Source organism: Serratia sp. Ae19-1, assembly GCF_059801225.1.
Genome location: NZ_JBCHWD010000003.1, coordinates 180,304 through 202,900 on the forward strand (window position 1 = coordinate 180,304; position 22,597 = coordinate 202,900).

The following is a 22,597-nucleotide window of genomic DNA, read 5'->3' on the forward strand; positions in this document are numbered from 1 at the left end:
ACTCAACTACCAAAAAACACCTATTACAAAGAAGAAAAGAATCGAAGTTAGCCATCTGATTAGATGACTAAATCAACATACGCCCAAAGCAGTCTAAAATCCCCATCAGCAGGAATGCCTTATGCGATTTTCCATTGTAAAAAATAAAAGCGGCCAGGTTCCGCCGCAGAGCAGTTGCGATTTTCTACCGCCGGGCGGCACCATCGGCCGCAGCGTGGACAACAACCTGGTGTTGCCGGACGAAGAGCGCGCCATTTCCCGCCTACAGGCGATCGTGCATATTTCCGCTGACGGCGAATGCCGCATCACCAACCGCGGCAACGTCACCCGCGTGCTGCTGAACGACATTCCGCTGGAGCGCGGCCGCCAGGTTGAACTGCAGGACGGCGACGTACTGGGCATCGACGATTACCAGATCGAAGTCAGCGCACTGCAGCAACATGCCGCGCCGCAGGCTCAACCGGTGGTCAAGGTCGCCGCCGTTGCGGCGACGGCAGCCCCTGTTGCCGCCGCCACCGAAAAATCCGCCGCGCCAATCCCCAACGAAATCTGGGACAGCCTGGTGGAAGAGTTTACGCCGAACGCGCCGGCCGCCGCCGCACCGCCGCCGGTCGCCAACCCGGACAATCATCCGCTGCTGGATACCCCCACTCGCGAACTGAACCCGGCCGATCCGCTGGCGCAGTTGGCGGCCAATGTCGATCTGCGCCAACTGCAGCAGCAGCAAACCGATCCGGCGGCGCTGTTCAACACCGACGCCACCTTTGAGCGCGAGCACATTCTGGCCGATACCACCCCTAGCGCGCTGCTGGCAGAACAGGCAGCGCCGCCGCGTCCGGCAGCCCCGGCGCAGAATGCGCAGCAACCGGAGCAAGAACTGGATCCGCTGGCACTGTTCGGCGGCTCATCCGCCCCCGCTTCGCCAGAGACGCTGAACAGCAACGATCCGCTGGGATTACTGATGGGCGGCGCCGTGCCGCTGGCTCAGCCGGAGGAACCGGTACAGCCGTCGTCCCCGCCGCCAGCACCGGCACCAATCGCAGCACAACCGCAAGCGCCGCGCCCACAGCCGACGCCGCCGCCCGTGCAGATGCCCGAGCCGCAACCCCAACCCGCGCCGCAGTTCAGCCAGCCGGAACCGCCCGCACAGCCGCCGCGCCCGCGCCAGGGCAACCGCCTGGGCATCGATCCGGTCGCCTACCAGTCCGCCCAGCGGCAACACGCCGCCGCGCCGAATGGCGACGCATTGGAAGGGCCGTTGCTGACGGCGCTGTTGCAAGGCATCGGTCTCGACGATCTGCAGCCGCAGCCGCATTTCGACGAACGCCAGATCCGCCAGGCCGGCCGCCTGCTGAGCCTGTTCTCGCAAGGCACCGTCGCCCTGCTCTCATCCCGCTCGATCCTCAAGCGCGGCGTGAAGGCCGAGATGACCATGATCCTCGACGAAGCCAACAACCCGTTCAAGCTGCTGCCTTCGGGTAAAACGGTGCTGATGCAGATGTTCGGCAGCCAGATGCCGGGCTTTATGCCGCCAGAGCAGGCGGTACGCGACGCGCTGATCGACCTGCAGGCGCACCAGTTGGGGATGATCGCCGGCATCCGCGCCATCATCGCCGCCATGCTGCAGTCGTTCAATCCGGAGCGCCTCGAAGAGGAAGCGCGCAAAGAAGGCGTGGCGCCGCGCCTGTCGCTGCCCGCCAACCGCAAGGCCGCGCTGTGGGACTACTTCGTGAAGAACTATCAGCAAACCTCCGGCGAGATCGAGGACGATTTCCACACCCTGTTCGGCGAAGCCTTCCTGCACGCCTATGACGTTGAAGTGAATCAATACAAAGACTCACAGACCAAACCGGACGCGTAATGAATATCACCATAGCCTCTACCTCCAACCAGGGCGGCCGCGCCTCCAACCAGGATCAAACCGGCGAGGTGCTCGGCAACCGCGCCGCCTGCTTCGTGGTGTGCGACGGCATCGCCGGCTTTCCGGGCGGCGATATCGCCGCCCAGCTGGCGCGCGACACCATTTTGCAGAACTTCGACGGCGAAAAGCACCTGAACGCCCAGAGCATTCGTCAGCACATCACGCGCGCCAACGCCGCGATCCACCAGCAGCAGCGGCAGTCAGACGAATACAGCAAGATGGGCACCACGCTGGTCAGCCTGTTTATCGATCGCGATTATCAGCTGGCCTACTGGGCGCACGCCGGCGACAGCCGCCTGTACCTGTTTCGTCGCGGCTACCTGCATGCCGTCACCACCGACCACAGCCTGATCCAACAAATGCAGGACGCCGGTTATCAAACCAACGGCATCAACAGCAACCTGCTGTATTTCGCGCTGGGGCTCAACGAAGAGCGCGACGCCACCTACAGCGACGTGCTGCAGCTGGAGGACGGCGACGTTTTCCTGCTGTGCACCGACGGCTTCTGGCACAGCTTCAGCCTGGCCGAACTTGAACAGTCGCTGCACATGGTCAACTCCCCCAGCGAGTGGATCGCCCTGATGCAGCAGGCATGGAAGAAAAACAATAACAGCGATAACTACAGCGCTATCGCCGTCTGGATTGGCTCACCGCAGGAAACCACCCTGCTGCATTCGCTGGCGGATGCGGAACGGTTTTTGATTCGCGACTGAGTCGGCGCACATTCACAGCAAGGTTCACTATGAAATACTGGATGCCGGGGCTCGTTGCCCTGATGGCGGTACCGACCGCGCAGGCGATGAACTATCGCCTGGTTTACTCCCCCAGCCAGAAGCTGGAAGTGTTTATCGATGACGTCAAGAACAGCAATCCGGAAAGCTGGTGCGGCAAAAGCATCCCGCTGCGCATCGTCTCGGCGCAAGGCAAAGATCCGGCGGTGCTGAACGACTTCCTGCCGCGCGTCGGCAATCTGCTGGAAAAGCAGTGCCCGAAAGCCGGCCACCTGCCCTGGACGTTGACCGACAAGCGCGGCGAGAAGCTGGCCAGCGGCGAAGCCGCCAAAGCGCGCGGCTGGAAACCGGTGGTCAAACAGGAGACCGCCGAGCAGCCGGAAACTCCACCGCAGCCGGCGATCCCTGCGGCGGTGGCGGTGACCTCTCCGCAGGCGGACACCGCACCGCCGCAGCGTTTCAGCCTGCCGCAGGGCTGCCATTTCCGCACTTTCTGGCGCGATGAAGCCAACGGCGGCGCGTTGTTCATTCCCGCCGGCGACGCGCTGCGTTGCGGCGAGGACGGCTGGCTGCAGGGCAGCGGCGCGGTCACGCTGCAACAGGGCGGCCAGACCCTCTCGCCGACGCTGTGGTTCCTGCAGGGCTACCCGCTGGCGAAGATCAACGGTGGCGATCGCGCGCTGACCGTCGTCAACGCCAACGCCCAACGGCTGGTGCTGGGCGGCAACCCGCAGGCGCCGGGCAGTTTCCTGCTGCTGAGCTTCGAACCGCAGTTGCACGCCTGGGCGTTCAACGGTGAAGCGATCGTTGAAATGGCGCGCGTCGACGCCGCCGACGAGAACAAGATCAAACAGCGCGTGCAACAGGCGCAGGCCGCCTGGCAACCGCTGCTGAGCGCCCCCGCCCCGCTGGCCTTCAAACTGGTGGAGAAGCTGGCCGAAGACCGGGTCGATCCGGCCAGCGGCAGCTACCTGTCGGTTAACGGCGCCACTCACTGATTATAAGGAAAGCCTGTGAAATCATTAGCAAGCATGCTGCAAGGCCACTCGATCGGCGCGGCCATTACCGCCGTCGAAAATGACATCAAGGCGAAACCGGCGGATGCCGATCTGCGCGCCGCGCTGGTGCAACTGCTGTGCCTGAGCGGCAACTGGACGCGCGCCAACGCACAGCTGAAGTCCTGGCAGGCGCTGAAACCGATCGCCCAACCGACCACGCTGCTGCTGATGCAGTCGGTCAACGCCGAGCTGCAGCGCCAGGCGGTGTTCGCCGGCACGGCCGCGCCGGCGCTGCTGCGGCAGGATCAGCCCTGGCTGCAACTGCTGGTGCAGGCGCTGCATCAGGATGCACAAGGGGCGGCCGAACAGGCCCAGGCGCTGCGCGACCAAGCGCTGGAAGCTGCGCCGGCCGGCGCCGGGCGGTTAACGCTGGCCGAAGGGGAGCAAGAGCGGCAGCTGAGTTTCGACTGGCTGACCGACGGCGACGGCCGCCTCGGGCCGGTGTGCGAGCTGGCGCTGAATGGCGTTTACTACTGGCTGCCGTTCGCCGACATCGCCGCGATCCAGTTCCAGGCGCCGCAGAGCGCCATCGATCTGGTGTGGAGCCATGCGCTGGTGCGCCTGACCGATGGCCGCGAACAGGTGTGCCAACTGCCCGCCCGTTATCCGCTGGCCGCAGACAGCGACGACGCGCTGTTGCTGGGCAAACGCACCGAATGGCAACCGCTGGGCGACGGCACCCACTATGCCGGGCTCGGCCTGAAGACCTGGCTCAGCGAAAGCGATGAATTCCCGCTGCACAGCCTGCGGCAGCTGAGCTTCGACGCGAGCGCCTGAACATGAACGATAAGCGCCCACCCCACTACGACGGCGGCGATCTGCGCCGCCAGGGCTATCGCTATCGTCAGGACAGCGAACGCCTGACGTCGCGCGACAAAATGCAGCCGGTGCTGCTCGATATGCTGACCGACGACGAACCGCATAAAAAGCAGGAGGCGCAGGTGCGCAACCTGGTGTCGCACAGCGAGCTGCGCCGCCGGGTATTACGCGATCTGCAGTGGCTGTTCAACTGCGTCAACAGCGAATCCAATCTGGATCTCGGCGATTTTCCGCAGGTGCGCCGTTCCACCCTGAATTACGGCATCGCCTCGCTGGCGGGCAAGCGCATGTCGGACATCGAATGGCTGGACATTCAGCGCGCGCTGACCGATTCCATTCTCCATTTCGAGCCGCGCATTCTGCCCGAAGGGTTGCAGGTGCGCTGCATCTCGGACACCGGCTCGCTGGAACTGCACAACGTGCTGTCGATCGAAATCAAGGGCCGCCTGTGGTGCGTGCCCTATCCGCTGGAGTTTCTGTTCCGTACCGACGTGGATCTGGAAAACGGCCACTTCGATCTGAAAGACATAGGGTAAGGCGATGGACAGTAAACTTTTAGACTATTACAACCGCGAGCTGGCCTATCTGCGTGAAATGGGCGCCGAGTTCGCCGAACAGTACCCGAAGGTCGCGGGCCGCCTCGGCATGCGCGGCATCGACGTGGCGGATCCCTATATCGAGCGCCTGATGGAGGGTTTCGCCTTCCTCACCTCGCGCGTGCAGCTGAAAATGGACGCCGAGTTCCCGCGCTTTTCTCAGCGCTTGCTGGAGATCATCTATCCCAACTATCTGTCGCCGACGCCGTCGATGGCGATCGCCGAGCTGCAGCCGGACAGCAGCAAGGGCGACATCAGCAACGGCTTCGTGGTGCCGCGCGGCACCATGATGGACAGCCAGACGCTGAAGAAAAGCGGCATCACCTGCAGTTACACCACGGCGCATGACGTCACGCTGCAGCCGGTGCGCATCGCCGGCGTCGAACTGGGCGGCATTCCGGCCGATATCCCGCTGGCTTCGCTGGGGCTGCAGCACAGCGGCTGCGTCAGCGCGCTGCGCATTCGTCTCGAGTGCTACGAAAGCGTCACGCTCAACAACCTGCAGCTGGACCAGCTGATGTTTTATCTGGCCGGGCCGGACATGCAGGCGCAGCAGCTGCTGGAACTGCTGATGCAGCACAGCGTCGGGCTGATTTGCCAAACGGTGGAAGCGCAGCCGCAGCGGCGGGCGCTGGCGTTGGACGGGTTGCGGCAGGAGGGCTTCGCCGCCGAACAGGCGCTGCTGCCCAACGACCTGCGCAACTTCGAAGGCTACCGGCTGCTGCAGGAGTACTTCGCCTTCCCGGCGCGCTTCCAGTTCTTCAGCGTCAACGGCCTGCGCCCGCTGCTGCAGAGCGTGCGCGAAGGGAAAAAGGCGCTGCGCCAGTTCGAGATCGTGGTGCTGCTGGATCGGCACGACGTCGCGCTGGAACGGGTGGTCGACGCCGCCCATTTGGCGCTGCACTGCACGCCAGTGATCAACCTGTTTCCGAAAGTCGCCGAACGCATCGCGATCAACGAAAAAAGCCACGAATACCATCTGGTGGTCGACAATATCCGACCGCTGGATTACGAAGTGTTTTCGGTGCAGCGGCTCGGCGGCAGCGCCAGCGAAAAACGCTACGAGCAAGAGTTTCGGCCGTTTTACAGCACCCTGAGCGCGGACGACGGCAACTATGGTGCCTATTTCTCTTTGCGGCGCGAACAGCGCACGCTGTCGGAACATGCCCGCCGCTACGGCACCCGCACCGGCTATGCCGGTTCGGAAGTGTTCGTGTCGCTGGTGGACGAGCGGCAATCGCCGTGGCACAGCGATCTGAAATACCTCACCGCCGACGTGCTGTGCACCAGCCGCGACCTGCCGTTGATGCTGTTGCAGCAGGATCAGGGCAATTTCGTGATGCCCGATTCGATCCCGATCAAGCAGGTTTCGCTGCGCAAAGGCCCCACTCCGCCGCGCCCGGCACTGGCCGAAGGCATGATCACCTGGCGGCTGATCAGTCAGCTGCAGCTGAACTACCTCAGCATGATGGACGGCGATCCGGAACAGGGCGCCGCCAGCCTGCGCCAGCTGCTGGGGTTGTACGGCAACCTGAGCGAACCGGCGATCGCCAAACAGATCCAGGGCGTGCGCCACTGCAACCTGCGGCCGGTCTATCGGCGTGTGCCGGAGCCGGGCCCGATCGTGTTCGCACGCGGTATCGCCATCGATCTGACGGTCGATGAGCAGGCATTCTCCGGCAACAGCCCTTACCTGCTCGGCAGCGTGCTGGAGCGCCTGTTCTCGCGCCTGGTGGCGATGAACACCTTCACCGAGATGACGCTCTCGAGCCAGCAGCGCGGCGAAATCGCCCACTGGCAGGCGCGCATGGGCAAAAGGACGCTGATATGAGCGCGGAGATGATCGCCACCGAACTGGCGCCGCCGCAGATCAATGCGCTGTATCGGCTGCCGGACGACTTCTGGCCGCGGCTGCGCAGCGCGCCTTACAAGCACGATCTGTTTCAACTGCTGCGACGCATCGACGCCCAGGGCGGCCAACCCTATCTGCTGGGGCGAGCGCCGCTGCCGCGCCACGAGATGCTGCGCCTGGGCCAGGAGCCGTCGCTGTCGTTCGCGCCCTCCACGCTGGCGCAGGTGGCGCCACGCGCCAACAGCCCGCTGCACGACGTTTCGATCTTCAGCTTCGGCCTGTTCGGCCCCAACGGGCCGCTGCCGCTGCACCTGACCGAATACGTGCGCGAACGGGTGTACCACCATCAGGACACCACCCTGCTGGCGTTCACCAACCTGTTCCATCACCGGCTGACGCTGCTGTTTTACCGCGCCTGGGCCGATGCGCAGCCGACGGTATCGCTGGATCGCCCGGACAACCGGCGCTTCGACGAGTATCTGTCGAGCCTGATCGGCATCGGCCAGCCGGCGCAACAGGAACGCGACAGCCTCAACGCTCACGCCAAGCATTTTATGGCCGGTCATCTGATTCGCCACAGCCGCGATCCGGAAGGCCTGAGCAAAATATTGCAGCAGTATTTCAAGGTGCCGGTGCGCATCGTCGAAAACGTGCCGCACTGGCTGCGGGTGGAACCGCGCGAACAGGCGCGGCTCAAGGCCGGGCGCGGTGCGCCGCGGCTCGGCGAGTCAGCCTTTCTCGGCATCGCGGTGCGCGATATCCAGCATAAATTCCGCATCGAGCTGGGGCCGATGCCGCAGCAGGACTATGACCGCTTCCTGCCCGGCGCCGAGCTGTGCCGGCAACTGCGCGACTGGGTGCGCCAATACCTGGGCATCGAGTTTGTCTGGGAAGTACGCCTGATTCTGGCGAAGGAACAGGCGCACGGCATCCAGCTCGGCGGCACGCAGCGCTTGGGCCTGAGCAGTTGGCTGGCCGACGATCGGCGACAGCGCGATCTCGACGATCTGATCTTCAGCCCTGAACCGCTGGAAAATCCGTTCTGACCCTATTTCGGCCGGCGCCCTGCGGCGTCAGGCCACCCTGAGACCTGAGGAAAACCATGTCTGAAATCAGCCGCTCGGTATTATTTGGCAAACTGGATAGCCTGTTATTCACCTCTCTGGAAAGTGCGACGGCGTTTTGCAAGCTGCGCGGTAACCCCTATGTCGAACTGGCGCACTGGCTGCATCAGCTGATGCAATCACCGGACGGCGATCTGCAGCAGATCGTTCGCCACTTCGCGCTGGACGAGGCGCAGCTGGCACGCGACATCGTCGAAGCGCTCGATCGCCTGCCGCGCGGCGCCAGCGCCATCTCCGATCTGTCCGAGCACATCGACAGCGCGGTGGAACGCGCCTGGGTCTATGGCTCATTGAAGTTCGGCGCGGCGCGCATCCGCGGCGGCCACCTGCTGCTCGGCATTCTGAAAACCTACAGCCTGCGCCATCTGCTGAAGGCCATTTCCCCGCAGTTCGAACGCATCAACGCCGATCTGTTGATGGAGCAGTTCGCCGTCATCACCGCTCACTCGGCGGAAAACGCCCAGGATGCGCCGGCGGAAAACAGCGCCGAACCCCTGCCCGGCGCGCCGCGCAGCGGTGAAAGCGTGCTGGCGCAGTATGCCCAGGATCTGACCGCCAGAGCGCGCAACGGCGAGATCGACCCGGTGGCCGGCCGCGATGAAGAGATCCGGCAAATCATCGATATCCTGATGCGCCGCCGCCAAAACAACCCGCTGCTGACCGGTGAGGCCGGCGTCGGGAAAACCGCCGTGGTGGAAGGCCTGGCACTGCGCATCGTGGCCGGCGACGTGCCACCACAGCTACGCGACGTGAAGCTGTGCCTGCTGGACATCGGCATGCTGCAGGCCGGCGCCGGCGTCAAGGGCGAGTTTGAAAAACGGCTGCAGGCGGTGATCGACGAAGTGCAGTCCAGCCCGACGCCGATCATCCTGTTTATCGACGAAATTCACACCCTGATCGGCGCCGGTGGCACCCAGGGCACCGGCGACGCCGCCAACCTGCTGAAACCGGCGCTGGCGCGCGGCCAGTTGCGCACTATCGGTGCCACCACCTGGTCGGAATACAAGAAGTACATCGAGAAAGACCCGGCGCTCACCCGCCGTTTCCAGGTCGTGCAGGTGCACGAGCCGAGCGAAGACAAGGCGCTGCTGATGCTGCGCAGCACCGTCAGCCCACTGGAACAACACCATCGCGTGCTGCTGCTGGATGAAGCGGTGGACGCTGCGGTGCGGCTGTCTCACCGCTATATTCCCGCCCGCCAGCTGCCGGACAAGGCGGTGGCGCTGCTGGATACCGCCTGCGCGCGCGTGGCGGTCAGCCAACACGCCGAGCCCGCTCAGGTTGAAGACTGCCGCCACCGCATCGATGCGCTGCAAATAGAGTTGGATATCGCCCACCGCGAGGCCAAGGTCGGCATCGGCGATCCCCTGCGCCCGCAGGAGATTGAAGCCCAGCTGACCGCGCTGCGCCAGGAGCTGGAACTGTTGACCGAGCGCTGGCAGCAGGAGCTGGCGCTGATCCAGCAGATCATCACACTGCGCGCCCAGCTGCATCAGCAGGAAGAAGAGCCCGCCGAAGAAGAGACGCAGGCGCGCCCGGACGCCGACGCGCTGCGCGCCCAGTTGGGCGAACTGCAGCAGCAGCTGAGCGCGCTGCAGGGCGAAGCGCCGCTGATCTTCGCCGCCGTCGACGCCAACATCGTGGCGGCGGTAGTGGCCGACTGGACCGGCATTCCGCTGGGCCGCATGGTGAAAAACGAGATTGAAGCGGTGCTGCAACTCTCCGACACCCTGAACCAGCGCGTCATCGGTCAACGCCATGCGCTGGATCTGATCGCCCGCCGAGTGCGCACCTCACGGGCGCGGCTGGACGATCCGAACAAGCCGGTCGGGGTGTTTCTGCTGGCCGGGCCGTCCGGCGTCGGCAAGACCGAAACCGCGCTGGCGCTGGCGGAAACCCTGTACGGCGGCGAGCAAAACGTCATCACCATCAACATGAGCGAATTCCAGGAGTCGCACACCGTTTCGACGCTGAAAGGCGCGCCGCCCGGCTATGTCGGCTATGGCGAAGGCGGCGTGTTGACCGAAGCGGTGCGCCGTCGCCCTTACAGCGTGGTGCTGTTGGACGAAATCGAAAAGGCACACCCGGACGTGCATGAAATCTTCTTCCAGGTGTTCGACAAGGGCTGGATGGAGGACGGCGAAGGCCGCCATATCGATTTCCGCAACACCATCATCATTCTAACCTCCAACGTCGGCACCGATCTGATCGCCGGGCTGTGCAGCGATCCGGAGCTGCTGCCGGAACCGGAGGCGCTGAGCGGCGCGCTGCGCCAGCCGCTGCTGTCGGTGTTCCCGGCCGCCTTGCTCGGCCGCCTGCTGGTTGTGCCGTATTACCCGCTGACCGACGCCACGCTAGGCAACATCGTGCGGCTGCAGTTGGGCCGTATTCAGCGCCGCCTGGCGGAGAATCACGACATCGTCTGCACCTTCGACGACGCGGTCATCGAGCAGATCGTCAGCCGCTGTACCGAGGTGGAGTCCGGCGGCCGCATGGTCGACGCCATCCTGACCAACACCCTGCTGCCGCAGATCAGCCACAGGCTGCTGACCGGCAGCGCCAACGACCAGCGCTATCGCCAGCTGCATATCGCGCTGCAGAACAACGAATTCATTTGTCAATTTCAGGCATAACGCCGCGGCCGCCGAGACGGCGGCCCTTTGAACACAGAGAGTCATCACTATGTCGGGAACCGGGATAACCAAACCGAATTCGAACAGCCTGCCGAGCGGCTATCGATTCAACGAATTCGAGATCCAGGAAGCGATCGGCGAAGGCGGCTTCGGCATCGTCTACCGCGCCTACGATCACCAACTGGAACGCACCATCGCCATCAAGGAGTACATGCCAACCTCGCTGGCGAAACGTAACGACGATCTCAGCATCGGGCTGCGCGGCGAGCGCTTCGGCAAAACCTTCCAGGCCGGGCTGAACAGCTTTATTCAGGAGGCGCGTCTGCTGGCGCGCTTCTCGCACCCCGGCCTGCTGCACGTGCTGCGCTTTTGGGAAGAAAACGGCACCGCCTATATGGGCACCCAGTTCTACAGCGGCACCACGCTGAAAAACCTGCAGGCGCAGCATCCGGAGAAGATTGACGAAGCGTGGATCCGCCGGCTGCTGCCGCCGCTGTTCAGCGCCATCAACACCATCCATCAGGAAGGCTACCTGCACCGCGACATTTCGCTGGATAACATCCAGATCCAGGAGAGCCAGCTGCCGGTGCTGCTGGACTTCGGGTCGGCGCGCAAAGAGATCGGCAACCTGTCGGACGAAACGGAGATCATGCTGAAACCGGGCTTTGCGCCGATCGAGCAGTACACCGAAAACAGCGACGGCGAACAGGGGCCATGGACCGATATTTACGCGCTGGGCGCCGTGCTGCACACGCTGATCGTCGGCTCGCCGCCGCCGGTCAGCGTGGTGCGCAGCATCGAAGACAGCTATCAACCGCTGGCCGATCGCCGCCCCGCCGGCTACTCGCCGGAGCTGCTGCGCACCGTCGACCGCGCGTTGGCGCTGAAGCCGGAAGACCGCCCGCAGACCATCGATGAAATGGCCGAGTTGTTGCAGCTGCCGATCGCCGATGAGAACGAAATCATCAGCACCCCGACGGCCGCGCCGGAGAACCTGCTGGTCGCCGCCAACCCGGCAGCCGCCGCTGCGGCCGCGGGCACCGTTACCGCGCGCAGCACCAAACTCACTCGCCCAGTGATGGCCGGCGCCGGCGTCGCGGTGCTGCTGGCGATCGGCGCCGTCGCCTGGCTGAGCGGCGGCAAGGACGACGCTCAGGCCGTCGCCCAAAACACCGAGGCTTCACCGGCGCAGAAGACCCTGACGCAGCAGCCGAGCGCACCGCAAACCACGCCGCCTGCGCCGGTAGAACCTGAAAAAACGGCGCCACCGCCGCAGCCGGTGGCGCTGGTGTACTTCAAACTGCAGCCGGGTGAGCAGGTTAGCCTCGACGGCAAGCCGCAGCAGGTGACGCCGGGCGAAAATGGCTTCGCCAGCCTGAACCTGGCGCCGGGCCGTTATCAGTTGGAGATCCGCCACAACGATCGGCTCCGCCGCCAGCAGCTCAGCATCGACAACGCCGGCACCTGGCTGGTCAATCCGGCCACCGCCGGCTGATGCCGGATTTGAAGCCCGCCGCGGCGGGTTTCTCCCTATTTCATGAGACTGACGCATGCGTCAATCACAGAGGACGTTCTCATGTTGGATCGCATTATTGCGCACACGCCACTGGGCCAAGAGCAACTGCTGTTCCGCTCGCTGGACGGTATCGAAGCGCTTTCCACTCCTTTCGACTTCTCTATTGAACTGCTGAGCACCGACGCGCGCCTCGATCGCAAAGCGCTGCTCGGCCAACCGCTGACGCTGGAGATCCCAACCCAGGGCTTTCTCAGCGCTCCGCGCTACCTGAACGGCAAGATCACCGCCATCGCCGTCAGCAGCGAAGAGATCGGCGGCACGCGCTACGCGGTGTATAACCTGCACGTGCAACCGGATCTGTGGCCGATGACCAAGGACCGCAACTTCCGCATCTTCCAGGAACAAACGGTGCCGCAGATCGTCAAAACCCTGTTGGCGGAGCATAACGTGCAGCTGGAAGATCAGCTGACCGGCGACTATCGCCTGTGGGGCTACTGCGTGCAGTACAACGAAAGCAGCTTCAACTTCATCAGCCGCCTGATGGAGCTGGAGGGCATCTATTACTATTTCAAGCACGAGATGGGCAAACACACGCTGGTGCTCGGGGATGCGCCCCACCACCACCAGCCTTATCCCGGCTACGAGATGATCCCCTACCACCTGACGCCCTCCGGCGGCAGCACCAGCGCGGAAGGCATCAGCCAGTGGACGCTGTCCGATCGCGTCACGCCGGGCATCTACAGCCTGGACGACTACGATTTCCGCAAGCCGAACGCCTGGCTGTTCCAGGCGCGGCAGAACCCGGTATCGCCGACGCCGGGGCAGATCGACGTTTACGACTGGCCGGGCCGCTACACCGAGCATCAGCAGGGCGAGTTCTACGCCCGCGTGCGCCAGGAAGCCTGGCAAGCCGAGCATCAGCAGATTCGGGGCACCGCCACCGCGTTGGGCATCGCCCCCGGCAGCACTTTCACGCTGTATAACGCCCCGCACGCCGACGACAACCGCGAATATCTGACGCTGCAAGCCAACTATCACCTGAAAGAGAACCGCTACGCCAGCGGCGACGATCAGAGCAGCGAACACCGTATCGACTTCATCGTGCTGCCGGCAGACGTGCCCTGGCACCCGCCGCAGCAGGCCAGCTGGCCGAAAACCCACGGGCCGCAGACCGCCCGAGTCGTCGGCCCGGCCGGCGAATCGATCTGGACCGACAAATACGGCCGCATCAAGGTGAAGTTCCACTGGGACCGCTTCGGGCCGAAGGACGACGGCAGCTCCTGCTGGGTGCGCGTTTCCAGCGCCTGGGCCGGCCAGGGTTACGGCGGCGTGCAGATCCCGCGCGTCAACGACGAAGTGGTGGTGGACTTTATCAACGGCGATCCGGATCGGCCGATCGTCACCGGACGCGTCTATAACGAAGCCAGCATGCCGCCCTGGGCGCTGCCGGCCGCCGCTACCCAAATGGGCTTTATGAGCCGCACCAAGGACGGCACCGCCGACAACGCCAACGCTCTGCGCTTCGAAGACAAGGCCGGAGCCGAACAGGTGTGGATCCAGGCGGAACGCAACATGGACACCCAGGTCAAAAACGACGAGAGCCACACCATCGCTAACGATCACACCCACCTGGTAGGCGGCAACCAGATCAATCGGGTGGTGCTCAACCAGGCCAGCGGGGTCAAAGGCGACGCCTCCACGCTGACCGGCAAGACCCGCAGCGACGCCGCGGTCAACGCCTTTACCCTCGGCTCAGGCGAATCGCTGCGGCTGGAATGCGGCGAAAGCGTGATCGAGCTACTGGCGAACGGCCAAATCAATATCACCGGCACCAGTTTCAATATCACGGTGAAAGAGGACGGGGAGATCAATACCGGCGGCCAGCTGGATCTTAACCAGCCCGGCGGCGCCGCGCGCACCGCCGCACCGGGCGGCGGCCATCAGGCGGCGATCCAGAGCGCCGTCGATCAGCTGTTCCCGGGAGGGAAATAGACCTAAGAATAGAATCGTTCCGAACGGCACGCAAAACGCACCTAAGGGCGTTTTGCGTAGCTCACGCCTTCCTCACCACTTCTTCACCGTCTGGTAAATCTCGAGGTCGAAATAGCCGTCGGCCTCGCAGTCGTTGAGATAGTGTTCATAGCTCGCCCCCTCAACCGGCTGATGGCCGCTGGCCGGCAGCAGCTTCTGATAGAACTCGCCCCACACCCGCTCGAAGTCGCCATCGCTGATGCGTACGCGGTAGACCGCATACTGCCCGGCGGGCAGCGTCTGTACCGCAACGCCCTCGCTACCCGCCGGCAGCGCGAAATCGTCCGCCACGGTCATCACCACGTCGGCGCGCAGCTTTTCCGGCGCCACTTCCGCCGGGTCGTCCCAATACAACACCAGCCATTTGCCGAACGGCACGCCGTGGTGCCGCCGCCAATCCAGCAGTTGCTGCGAGCCCTGCGGGATGGTCTGAGGATACGGCCCCACTACCCTCACCCCCACCACTTTTTCCGCCGCTTTATCGATAATCCTCACGCTCATCGCCCTTGCCTCCTCTCGTTATCTCAGGCGCCGATTTCGGTGCGCACGTCCAGCAGCTCAGGGAAGAAGGTCAGATCCAACGCCTTTTTCAGGAAGCTGACGCCGCTGGAACCGCCGGTGCCCGACTTAAAGCCGATGATCCGCTCCACCGTTTTCATATGGCGGAAACGCCACAAATGGAAGCTCTCTTCGATATCCACCAGCTTTTCCGCCATTTCATAGGCTTCCCAGTAGGTCTGCGGGTTGTCATAGATCACTTTGAACGCCGGCAGCAGATCCGGATTGCGCTGGTAAGGCTGTGTCCAGTCGCGCTCGAGGCACTCCTGCGGGATTGGCAGGCCGTGGCGCGCCAGGTAGAGCAAGTATTCGTCGTACAGGCTCGGCGCTTCGAGGATCGCCTTCAGCGCGGCGTGCTTTTCCGCGTCGTTGCTGAACACCGCCAGCATGGCGGCGTTCTTGTTGCCGAGCAGGAATTCGATCGACCGGTACTGGTGCGACTGGAAGCCCGACGAACTGCCCAGCACGTCACGAAACTCGACGTATTCCGACGGCGTCAGCGTTTCCAGCACCGCCCACTGCTCGAACAGCAGCCGCTGGATCTGTTTGACGCGCGCGAGGATTTTAAAACAGTGGCTGAGTTTGTCCTGCTGCACCAGCCGCAGCGCTGCCTGCAGCTCGTGCAGCATCAGCTTCATCCACAGTTCGGAGGTTTGGTGCTGTATCACGAACAGCATTTCATCATGATGCGGCGGGTTGGAGAGCGGATGCTGGCAGTCCAGCAGTTGATCCAGGCACAGGTAGTCGCCATAGCTCATGCGTTTGGAAAAATCGGTGACAATCGCGCTTTCTAATTCCCGTTTGTTCATCTGTGATCTCCGTTGCGCCCAGCGCCCCATCGGCCTGGAACGTGCCGCAAAGAGAAAACAATAGTACAGAACCCGCCGCCCCGAAGGGCGATAAACGAGAGATGCTTCGCAGATCTCACTCATCTGCGTTAACACAGTGCCCCCACCCCCGTTGTTGTTTAGTAAACAACACGGCCGCCGCCTGACGATTCTCACAAATGCGCAATCCCATGCGCGCGGCACGCCGGTTGCGGCTTGCCTGTACCTGGCTTCCCTTATAGATTGCTGGCTAACGGCAGGCAGCATGGTATCGGCAAATGGCAAATATTCGCGATGTCGCACGGTTGGCCGGCGTGTCCATCAGCAGCGTGTCGAACCTGCTGAATAACCGCAGCCACCAGATGAGCGCGCAGACCCGTGAACGCATCGAACGGGCAATGGAGACCCTGGGTTATCGGCCAGCCCGAGCGGCGCCCGCACCGCAGGCGAAAATTATCGGCCTGCTGCTGCCGTCGATCGTCAACCCGAGCTTTTCGGCGCTGGCGCACGCCGTCGACGGCGCGGCGCGAACTCATCGCTACCGCGTTCTGCTGGGTAACGCCTACCGCCAGGAGCAGGAGGAGGCCGCATTTATCGACGATATGTTCCTGCACGGCGTGCGCGGCATCATCGTGGCGGCGAGCGACATTCGCCAGACCCATTTTGTCCGGGCCGCCGAGCGAGGCATGAAGATCGTCAGCTACGACAGCCCATTCGCCGAGCCGATGGCTGCCGATAGCCGGCTATTCGACAGCGTGTCGATGGACAATATCGCCGCCGGGCGCCTGGCCGCGCAGCACCTGCTCGAGCGCGGCTGCCGGCATATCGTGTTCGCCACCGAGGCGACGCTGACCGTGGGGCGCAGCCACAAAATAGACGGTTTCCTCAGCGCGCTGGGCCAGCATGCTTTGAACGAACGGCAGCGGGTGATCGAAGGCAAGGCCACCAGCGCCTACGGCGATACGGAGATGTTCGAACTGGGATTGACGCTGGCGCCGCGCGTGCTCGCGTTGGTGCCGCGCCCGGACGGCATCGTGGCGATTAACGACGCGCTGGGCATCGGGCTGATGGTGGGCCTGCGCGCCGCCGGCGTCCAGGTGCCCGCAGACATCTCGGTGATCGGCATCGACAATATCGCGCTGGCCGGTCTGGCCGAACCGGGGCTGACGTCCGTCCGGCCGCCGCTGGCGGAGATGGCGCAGCTGATGGTCGAACGCCTGATCGGCCGCATCAACAATGATTCGCAACCGCCCGGCGAGTTTCTCTTCCCGCCGACGGTTATTAGCCGGCGCTCGGTCAAAACCGTCGGTTAATAGAGTAAACACGCCTTTCCCAGACGATGTGCAGCCGGCATCGTCCGGCTCGGCGCAGTCAAAATCAGAGAAATAGAGTCGTCGCAATAAATAAACGGCGCGACGCTGTTATACACGCAACGTCGTTATTCATCCCTCCGCTCATTGCTTTGGGCCGGGGCGCTATTATTCCGATTAACCACGTGGAAAAACCATGATGAAGAAAACAATACCGCAGGATATTGAGCGCAGCGCTATCAGGAAATTGACGCTGCATATTGTGCCCCTCATGATATTGTTGTATTTCCTGGCCTTTCTCGACCGCAACAATATGGCCTACGCCGCCAAAGCGCTGGAAGAAAATCTGGGCCTGACCGCCTCGGCCTTCGGCTTCGCCTCCGGAATTTTCTTTATCGGTTATTTCCTGTTTGAGATACCCAGCAATGCCGGCACCATTAAATTCGGCCCGCGCATCTGGTTCGCCAGAATATTAATTTCCTGGGGCATCTTCGCGACCCTGCTCGGCTTTGTGCGCACGCCGCTGGAACTGTATATCTGCCGTTTTATGCTGGGCGTGTGCGAAGCCGGTTTCTTTCCCTCGGTGGTATATTATTTCACGGTGTTCTTCCCGGAAAAATACCGCACCAAAATTCTCGGCATGTTCATTATCGTTCAGCCGCTGTCCAACGCCGTCGGCTCGCCGATTTCCGGCTTTATTCTCAATATTCAGCACGATTGGTTTGGGTTCGCCCCCTGGCAACTGCTGTTCATTCTCGAAGGGCTGCCGCCGATCGTCATCGGCCTGCTGATTCCGTTCCTGATCAAGAATTCGCCCAAAGACGTCGGCTATCTGAACGTAGAAGAAAAAGCCTGGCTGATGAGCAACGCCGGCCGTTCCAAATCCGGCTCCAAAATCACGCTGGGCGACTTCCTGAAAGGAATTAAAAACAAAAAATACCTGCTCTATGCGCTGCTCAACTTCGGCATGGTGTGCGGCATTTATGGCTTCGGCACCTGGCTGCCGTCCATCATCGGCGCCATTTCCGGCGGCGATATCTTCCGCGTCAGCCTGCTGGCGCTCATTCCCTACGGCCTGGCCGCGCTGCTGGTCTATCCGTGGAGCCTGTGGGCCAGCAAAACCAAAAAACTCGGCGTATTCGCCGGCCTCAGCATGGTGATCGCCGCCATTGGCCTGATGGGCGCGGTGACATTTTTTAAATACGACCCGTTCGTCGCGCTGTCATTCCTGTGCATCGCCGCCATCGGCATCTATACCGCCGTGCCGCCGTTCCTATCCATGCCCGCCAACATTTCCACCGGCGCGGCCGCAGCAGCCGGGCTGGCGGTGGTGAGCTGCATCGGCAATATCGGCGGTTTCGTCGCTCCCTATGCGGTGGGCGTGCTGAACGATCTGACCGGCAGCAGCGCGCCGGGGCTGTTTTTCCTGGCCTCGTGCCTGCTGGCCACCGGGTTGATCTGCATTTTCTACTGCGCCAAACAGCGTGAAGGCGTCATCAATTCTTAACGAACCAATAAGGAGTCAATCATGGGCGATCTTGCGGGCAAAAAGGTCTTTATCACCGGGGCGGAACAGGGCATCGGCCGCGCCACCGCGGAGCGGCTGATCAAGGCCGGTTGCGACATCTATTTTCACTATCACAGCGACGAAAGCGGCCCCAAAGCGCTGGTGGCGCTGGCCCATTCATTGGGGCAAAAGGCCGCCTACGGCTACGCCGATCTCATCGATACCGACGAAACGCTGCGCTGCGTCTCGGCCGGCGCCGAGTTGCTCGGCGGCATCGATATCCTGATCAATAACGTCGGCGGCATCGTCGGGCGCAAATGGCTGGGCGAGATCGACCGCGCCTTCTGGCAAACCGTGATCGACGTGAACATGACCACCATGCTGAACGTCACCCAGAGCGCGCTGCCGCACCTGAAAGCGGCGCCGGACGGCGCCAGCATCGTTAACCTGGCCTCACAGGCGGGCCGCGCCGGCGGGCACGCCGGCTCGCTGGTCTATTCCGCCACCAAGGGCGCGGTACTCACCTGGACGCGCTCGCTGGCGGCGGAGCTCGGCGAGCACGGCATCAGGGTGAATGCGGTGGCGCCCGGCCTGATCCTCGGCACCCGTTTCCACAATCGCCACACCACCCAGGCATCGGCGGAGGAAACCGTTCGCGCCATCCCGCTGGGCCGCGCAGGCACACCGGACGATGTAGCGCGCGCCATCGCCTTCCTGGCGGCGGAATACGACGGCTTCATCTCCGGCGCGACTCTCGACATCAACGGCGGCATCTACCGCATGTAATTCAGCTGCGGGCGGCGCGCTTGCCGCCCGCCCATTCAGGAATCGCTTTATGATCAAATCCGTCATCACTCACCCGTCGCTGCTCGCCGCACTGGCGCAATGCGGGCATAAAACCCAGGTGTTGATCGCCGACGGCAACTACGCCTGCGTGACCCACGCGCCGAAAGACGCCACCGTGGTCTATCTGAACCTGGCGCCCGGCACACTCGCCGCCCCGCCAATCCTGGAAAAACTGCTGGCCTGCATCAACGTGGAAAGCGCGGCGCTGATGGCCTGCCCGCCGGACTTCACCAACACCATCGAAGCCGAATACCGGCAGCTGCTGCCGGCACATTGCCCGGTCGAACACCTGCCGCGCGAGGCGTTTTACGCCGCGGTCAAATCGGATCGAACGCTGCTGGTGATCGCCTCCGGCGAACAGCGCCGTTTCGCCAATCTGCTGCTGACAGTGGCGCCGGTGGTGTGAAAGCGCGGCGGAGAATGAGGGGATGAATTTCCCCTTTTATACTTCGCCGCATAAAACACGCTCACTCTTACAGCGCGTTACCCAAAGAAAGCCATTGGCTGTAGTTTGACATGTGCCGTTATCAATCGTATTCCGATTCTCACGGTTATCGCCAATAACAAGCGTGATATTCCCGGTTACGCCAGCACACTGCGCAGTGAAATAAATGCCATTGAAAGTAGTTTCATTTAAATTATTTGCTTGTTTGTTTATTTATTTATTTATTTATTTATTTTCCAAATTGCCATTTTATTATACTTATTCTACCTTCTAAGTAACCATCCTGTTAGTCAGCATGGTAATGATCCCCTTTCTTTTTATGGGATCGAAAACGTCATTGTTAATAAATCACTGACAGAGACTGCCCCGCGGTATTCTTTGTTGCTTGTATTTACTTCTAGGAGTATGGAAAATGATGCTGCGGAGTTTTTTTGTCTTATCACTTATCGTTACATCCAATGCTGTTATGGCCTCGGAAGACTATGCGGTTACCTTCAAGAATCAAACCAATAAAACTGCAAAGATTGTGGTTGTAAATGAAATATGCATGCATTCAAGTGGTAAGAGTCCAATGACTATCCCTTCGAATGCTTCGGAGTCAACATCTATTCAGGATAAAAACAGTGGAGTAGGTTGTGTTAATGGTTATAAACAAGTTTTTTGGGATGTTTATCTAAATAATAACAAGTATACGCAGATCGGTTTTACTCATCAAAAACGCGGTAAGTGGGTGACTCAAATCACAGGATCGGGTATCAGTGCGACCTGCAACGGCATCAAGTGTTCGAATACAGGTACACCCGGCGTCAATGCTGGAGGGCCAATCATTATTACTATTGGCGGATAATCGACGCTGACCAGGCGCAAGGATTCGTGCGTAAATGTGCAAGTTCGCCCGCTAGTCCTTGCCACATTAGCTCTGTGAGAAATAAATAACCCCGCCGCAAGCAGCGAGGTCAACCGCGCCATGGTGCTGTATGGCATCGCCCCCGATAAGCCGGATCCGGCAGCGGTGAAGTAACGCATAGCCTACCCACGCCGCCGGCTGTCACCCGCGGCGTTTTTCCGCCTTCGGCTCGGCATCACGCGGCTCCCGCTCCCCCAACCGCACCAGCGGGATATCCGCCAGCCGGGTGGTGTAGGCCGGCGACAGCATTTCGCGCTTCATTTGCCACGGCTTGACGATCCCCTGCCCGGCGAACCACACTCGCCCGCGCCCCTCCTGATTCAGACGATCGATGGTCGCCATCAGCTGACTGCCGTTGCGGCGCGGCGGACAGTCGTCGAACAGGTCGATCTGCGCCATGGCGGCGGCGCTGAAATCCCCCAGCACCACGCCGCCCTTCAGGTAGCGTCGCCCTTCCTGCCAGATGCTCTCCAGCGCGCGCACCGCCATGGCGATAATGTCACGGCTGTCGTTGCTCGGCGTTTGCAGCCGGGCGGTGCCCATATTGCTGTAATACCCTTCGCCCGCCGAATGCGGGCTGGTTTTGATAAACACCGACACATTGCGACAGTAGCGCTTTTCCTGCCGCAGCTTCTCGGCGGCGCGTTCGGCGTAGCTGCAGATCGCCTCGCGCATGTGCGGGTAATGCGTCAGGCGCTGGCCGAACGAACGGGAACAGATGATCTGCTCTTTGGCCGCCGCTTCATCCTCCCATTGCAGGCATGACTCGCCGCGCAGCTCTCGTATCGTGCGCTCCAGCACCACGCTGAAGGTTTTACGCGCCAGCCGGGTATCGCAGTCCGCCAGCTGCAGCGCGGTGTGAATGCCCATCGCCTGCAGCTGACGGGTCAGGCGGCGGCCCACGCCCCACACCTCCTCCACCGGGATTAACGCCAGCAGCTTGCGCTGGCGCGCCGGATCGGACAAGTCCACCACGCCGCCGGTCCCCCGCCATTTCTTGGAAGCAAAGTTAGCTAACTTGGCCAGCGTTTTACTCGGTGCAATGCCGACCCCGACCGTCAAATGCAGCTCGCGCCGGATGCGATCGCGCACCCGATGACCGAACAGTTCCAGCGCCTCGCAGTGCGCCACGCCGTCCAGCCGCAGAAAGGCTTCGTCCAGCGAATAAATCTCCACCGCCGGCGCCATCTCCTCCAGCGTGTCCATCACCCGGCGGGACATATCCGCGTACAGCGCGTAGTTGGAGGAGAACACCGCGACGTTGCGGCGGCGCATCTCCTCTTTGATCTTGAAATAAGGCGCGCCCATCGGCACGCCCAGCGCCTTCGCCTCGGCGTTGCGGGCGATCACACAGCCGTCGTTGTTGGACAGCACGATCACCGACCGCCCTTGCAGATCGGGTCGGAAGATGGTTTCGCAGGAAGCGTAGAAGCTGTTGACGTCTACCAGGGCGAACATGGCTACAGTGCCGCGTAGACGATAAAGGTCACCACGCCGAAGATCTCCAGCTGCGCTTCGTCGTCGAACACGATCGGCGTGTAGGCGGGATTCATCGGCAACAGCCGCACGTCGGGCCGGCGCTGCAGTTTTTTGACGGTGAATTCGCCGTCCACCGCGGCGATCACGATATTGCCGTGCTCTGGCGTCAGGGCGCTGTCGACGATCAGCAGATCGCCATCCCGAATATTGCCGTCGATCATCGATTCGCCGCTGGCGCGCACGAAATAGGTGGCGTTAGGATGGCGCACCAGCAGCTTGCCGATATCCAGCCGGCTCTCGACATAGTCCTGCGCCGGTGAAGGGAAGCCGCAGGCCACACGATCGGCAAACAGCGGTAACGTCAGGGGCTCACCTGGTGAAAAAGCATACAACCTTGAAGTGCTCAGCATATTCATAACCAAACTGTATATTTATAC

19 protein-coding genes are annotated in these 22,597 nt (G+C 62.2%); 15 read left to right on the forward strand and 4 right to left on the reverse strand.

Features of this window, described 5'->3' with window-relative positions; genetic code table 11:
- The first annotated feature begins 121 nt into the window (after positions 1-121).
- From tagH to AAIE04_RS11080, 10 genes are all read left to right on the forward strand, one after another.
- Complete coding sequence (tagH, locus tag AAIE04_RS11035) at positions 122-1,861, forward strand: type VI secretion system-associated FHA domain protein TagH (protein ID WP_498576927.1); 1,740 nt, start codon at positions 122-124, stop codon at positions 1,859-1,861.
- Positions 1,861-2,634, forward strand: coding sequence for a PP2C family protein-serine/threonine phosphatase (locus AAIE04_RS11040; RefSeq protein WP_498576928.1), 774 nt, complete (start codon positions 1,861-1,863; stop codon positions 2,632-2,634). Before tagH ends, AAIE04_RS11040 begins: the two co-directional genes overlap by 1 nt.
- 29 nt (positions 2,635-2,663) lie before the next feature.
- Positions 2,664-3,650, forward strand: coding sequence for a double-strand break repair protein MRE11 (locus AAIE04_RS11045; protein WP_063918563.1), 987 nt, complete (start codon positions 2,664-2,666; stop codon positions 3,648-3,650).
- Between the two features lie 15 nt (positions 3,651-3,665).
- Positions 3,666-4,487, forward strand: coding sequence for a type VI secretion system accessory protein TagJ (locus AAIE04_RS11050; protein ID WP_370520158.1), 822 nt, complete (start codon positions 3,666-3,668; stop codon positions 4,485-4,487).
- A gap of 2 nt (positions 4,488-4,489) precedes the next feature.
- Positions 4,490-5,065, forward strand: a complete 576-nt coding sequence (locus tag AAIE04_RS11055; protein ID WP_019453002.1) for a type VI secretion system baseplate subunit TssE — start codon at positions 4,490-4,492, stop codon at positions 5,063-5,065.
- Between the two features lie 4 nt (positions 5,066-5,069).
- Complete coding sequence (gene tssF, locus AAIE04_RS11060) at positions 5,070-6,956, forward strand: type VI secretion system baseplate subunit TssF (protein ID WP_019453003.1); 1,887 nt, start codon at positions 5,070-5,072, stop codon at positions 6,954-6,956.
- Complete coding sequence (gene tssG / locus AAIE04_RS11065) at positions 6,953-8,023, forward strand: type VI secretion system baseplate subunit TssG (protein ID WP_019453004.1); 1,071 nt, start codon at positions 6,953-6,955, stop codon at positions 8,021-8,023. Before tssF ends, tssG begins: the two co-directional genes overlap by 4 nt.
- 56 nt (positions 8,024-8,079) lie before the next feature.
- Complete coding sequence (gene tssH, locus AAIE04_RS11070) at positions 8,080-10,734, forward strand: type VI secretion system ATPase TssH (RefSeq protein WP_498576929.1); 2,655 nt, start codon at positions 8,080-8,082, stop codon at positions 10,732-10,734.
- Between the two features lie 49 nt (positions 10,735-10,783).
- Positions 10,784-12,229 (forward strand): serine/threonine protein kinase, encoded by a 1,446-nt coding sequence (locus tag AAIE04_RS11075; RefSeq protein ID WP_063918566.1) that lies wholly within the window; start codon positions 10,784-10,786, stop codon positions 12,227-12,229.
- A gap of 81 nt (positions 12,230-12,310) precedes the next feature.
- Complete coding sequence (locus AAIE04_RS11080; protein WP_211129611.1) at positions 12,311-14,242, forward strand: type VI secretion system Vgr family protein; 1,932 nt, start codon at positions 12,311-12,313, stop codon at positions 14,240-14,242.
- A gap of 72 nt (positions 14,243-14,314) precedes the next feature.
- Here AAIE04_RS11080 and sbmC read toward each other — a convergent pair whose 3' ends face one another.
- Together sbmC and kynA are read right to left on the reverse strand one after the other, a co-directional pair.
- Complete coding sequence (gene sbmC, locus AAIE04_RS11085; RefSeq protein ID WP_019453008.1) at positions 14,315-14,782, reverse strand: DNA gyrase inhibitor SbmC; 468 nt, start codon at positions 14,780-14,782, stop codon at positions 14,315-14,317.
- Between the two features lie 23 nt (positions 14,783-14,805).
- Positions 14,806-15,648, reverse strand: a complete 843-nt coding sequence (gene kynA, locus AAIE04_RS11090; RefSeq protein ID WP_015378298.1) for a tryptophan 2,3-dioxygenase — start codon at positions 15,646-15,648, stop codon at positions 14,806-14,808.
- 296 nt (positions 15,649-15,944) lie between these two features.
- Here kynA and AAIE04_RS11095 point away from each other — a divergent pair, with 296 nt between their 5' ends.
- From AAIE04_RS11095 to AAIE04_RS11115, 5 genes are all read left to right on the forward strand, one after another.
- A complete protein-coding gene (locus tag AAIE04_RS11095) occupies positions 15,945-16,979 on the forward strand; it encodes a LacI family DNA-binding transcriptional regulator (RefSeq protein ID WP_498576930.1) in 1,035 nt (344 codons plus the stop codon).
- Between the two features lie 268 nt (positions 16,980-17,247).
- Positions 17,248-18,483, forward strand: coding sequence for an MFS transporter (locus tag AAIE04_RS11100; RefSeq protein ID WP_498576931.1), 1,236 nt, complete (start codon positions 17,248-17,250; stop codon positions 18,481-18,483).
- A gap of 21 nt (positions 18,484-18,504) precedes the next feature.
- Complete coding sequence (locus AAIE04_RS11105) at positions 18,505-19,269, forward strand: SDR family NAD(P)-dependent oxidoreductase (protein WP_021505753.1); 765 nt, start codon at positions 18,505-18,507, stop codon at positions 19,267-19,269.
- 49 nt (positions 19,270-19,318) lie between these two features.
- Positions 19,319-19,735, forward strand: coding sequence for an RbsD/FucU domain-containing protein (locus AAIE04_RS11110; RefSeq protein WP_498576932.1), 417 nt, complete (start codon positions 19,319-19,321; stop codon positions 19,733-19,735).
- Between the two features lie 451 nt (positions 19,736-20,186).
- Complete coding sequence (locus AAIE04_RS11115; protein ID WP_197667825.1) at positions 20,187-20,621, forward strand: hypothetical protein; 435 nt, start codon at positions 20,187-20,189, stop codon at positions 20,619-20,621.
- A gap of 201 nt (positions 20,622-20,822) precedes the next feature.
- On the opposite strand, the gene umuC is transcribed toward AAIE04_RS11115, so the two are convergent.
- The gene (umuC, locus tag AAIE04_RS11120; protein WP_498576933.1) at positions 20,823-22,139 is read right to left on the reverse strand and encodes a translesion error-prone DNA polymerase V subunit UmuC; all 1,317 of its coding nucleotides are present in this window, start codon (positions 22,137-22,139) and stop codon (positions 20,823-20,825) included.
- A 2-nt stretch (positions 22,140-22,141) separates the two neighbouring features.
- Entirely contained in the window at positions 22,142-22,576 is a 435-nt protein-coding gene (umuD, locus tag AAIE04_RS11125; protein WP_498576934.1) for a translesion error-prone DNA polymerase V autoproteolytic subunit, read from the reverse strand.
- Between the last annotated feature and the right edge of the window lie 21 nt (positions 22,577-22,597).

Coding starts and splice junctions, on each gene's coding strand:
- sbmC (WP_019453008.1), bottom strand. CDS start 14,782: ATGAGCGTGAGGATTATCGATAAAGCGGCGGAAAAAGTGGTGGGGGTG.
- AAIE04_RS11100 (WP_498576931.1), top strand. CDS start 17,248: ATGATATTGTTGTATTTCCTGGCCTTTCTCGACCGCAACAATATGGCC.
- kynA (WP_015378298.1), bottom strand. CDS start 15,648: ATGAACAAACGGGAATTAGAAAGCGCGATTGTCACCGATTTTTCCAAA.
- AAIE04_RS11105 (WP_021505753.1), top strand. CDS start 18,505: ATGGGCGATCTTGCGGGCAAAAAGGTCTTTATCACCGGGGCGGAACAG.
- umuD (WP_498576934.1), bottom strand. CDS start 22,576: ATGAATATGCTGAGCACTTCAAGGTTGTATGCTTTTTCACCAGGTGAG.
- AAIE04_RS11110 (WP_498576932.1), top strand. CDS start 19,319: ATGATCAAATCCGTCATCACTCACCCGTCGCTGCTCGCCGCACTGGCG.
- AAIE04_RS11055 (WP_019453002.1), top strand. CDS start 4,490: ATGAACGATAAGCGCCCACCCCACTACGACGGCGGCGATCTGCGCCGC.
- tssG (WP_019453004.1), top strand. CDS start 6,953: ATGAGCGCGGAGATGATCGCCACCGAACTGGCGCCGCCGCAGATCAAT.
- tssF (WP_019453003.1), top strand. CDS start 5,070: ATGGACAGTAAACTTTTAGACTATTACAACCGCGAGCTGGCCTATCTG.
- AAIE04_RS11095 (WP_498576930.1), top strand. CDS start 15,945: ATGGCAAATATTCGCGATGTCGCACGGTTGGCCGGCGTGTCCATCAGC.
- umuC (WP_498576933.1), bottom strand. CDS start 22,139: ATGTTCGCCCTGGTAGACGTCAACAGCTTCTACGCTTCCTGCGAAACC.
- AAIE04_RS11075 (WP_063918566.1), top strand. CDS start 10,784: ATGTCGGGAACCGGGATAACCAAACCGAATTCGAACAGCCTGCCGAGC.
- tagH (WP_498576927.1), top strand. CDS start 122: ATGCGATTTTCCATTGTAAAAAATAAAAGCGGCCAGGTTCCGCCGCAG.
- AAIE04_RS11045 (WP_063918563.1), top strand. CDS start 2,664: ATGAAATACTGGATGCCGGGGCTCGTTGCCCTGATGGCGGTACCGACC.
- AAIE04_RS11115 (WP_197667825.1), top strand. CDS start 20,187: ATGATGCTGCGGAGTTTTTTTGTCTTATCACTTATCGTTACATCCAAT.
- AAIE04_RS11080 (WP_211129611.1), top strand. CDS start 12,311: ATGTTGGATCGCATTATTGCGCACACGCCACTGGGCCAAGAGCAACTG.
- AAIE04_RS11040 (WP_498576928.1), top strand. CDS start 1,861: ATGAATATCACCATAGCCTCTACCTCCAACCAGGGCGGCCGCGCCTCC.
- tssH (WP_498576929.1), top strand. CDS start 8,080: ATGTCTGAAATCAGCCGCTCGGTATTATTTGGCAAACTGGATAGCCTG.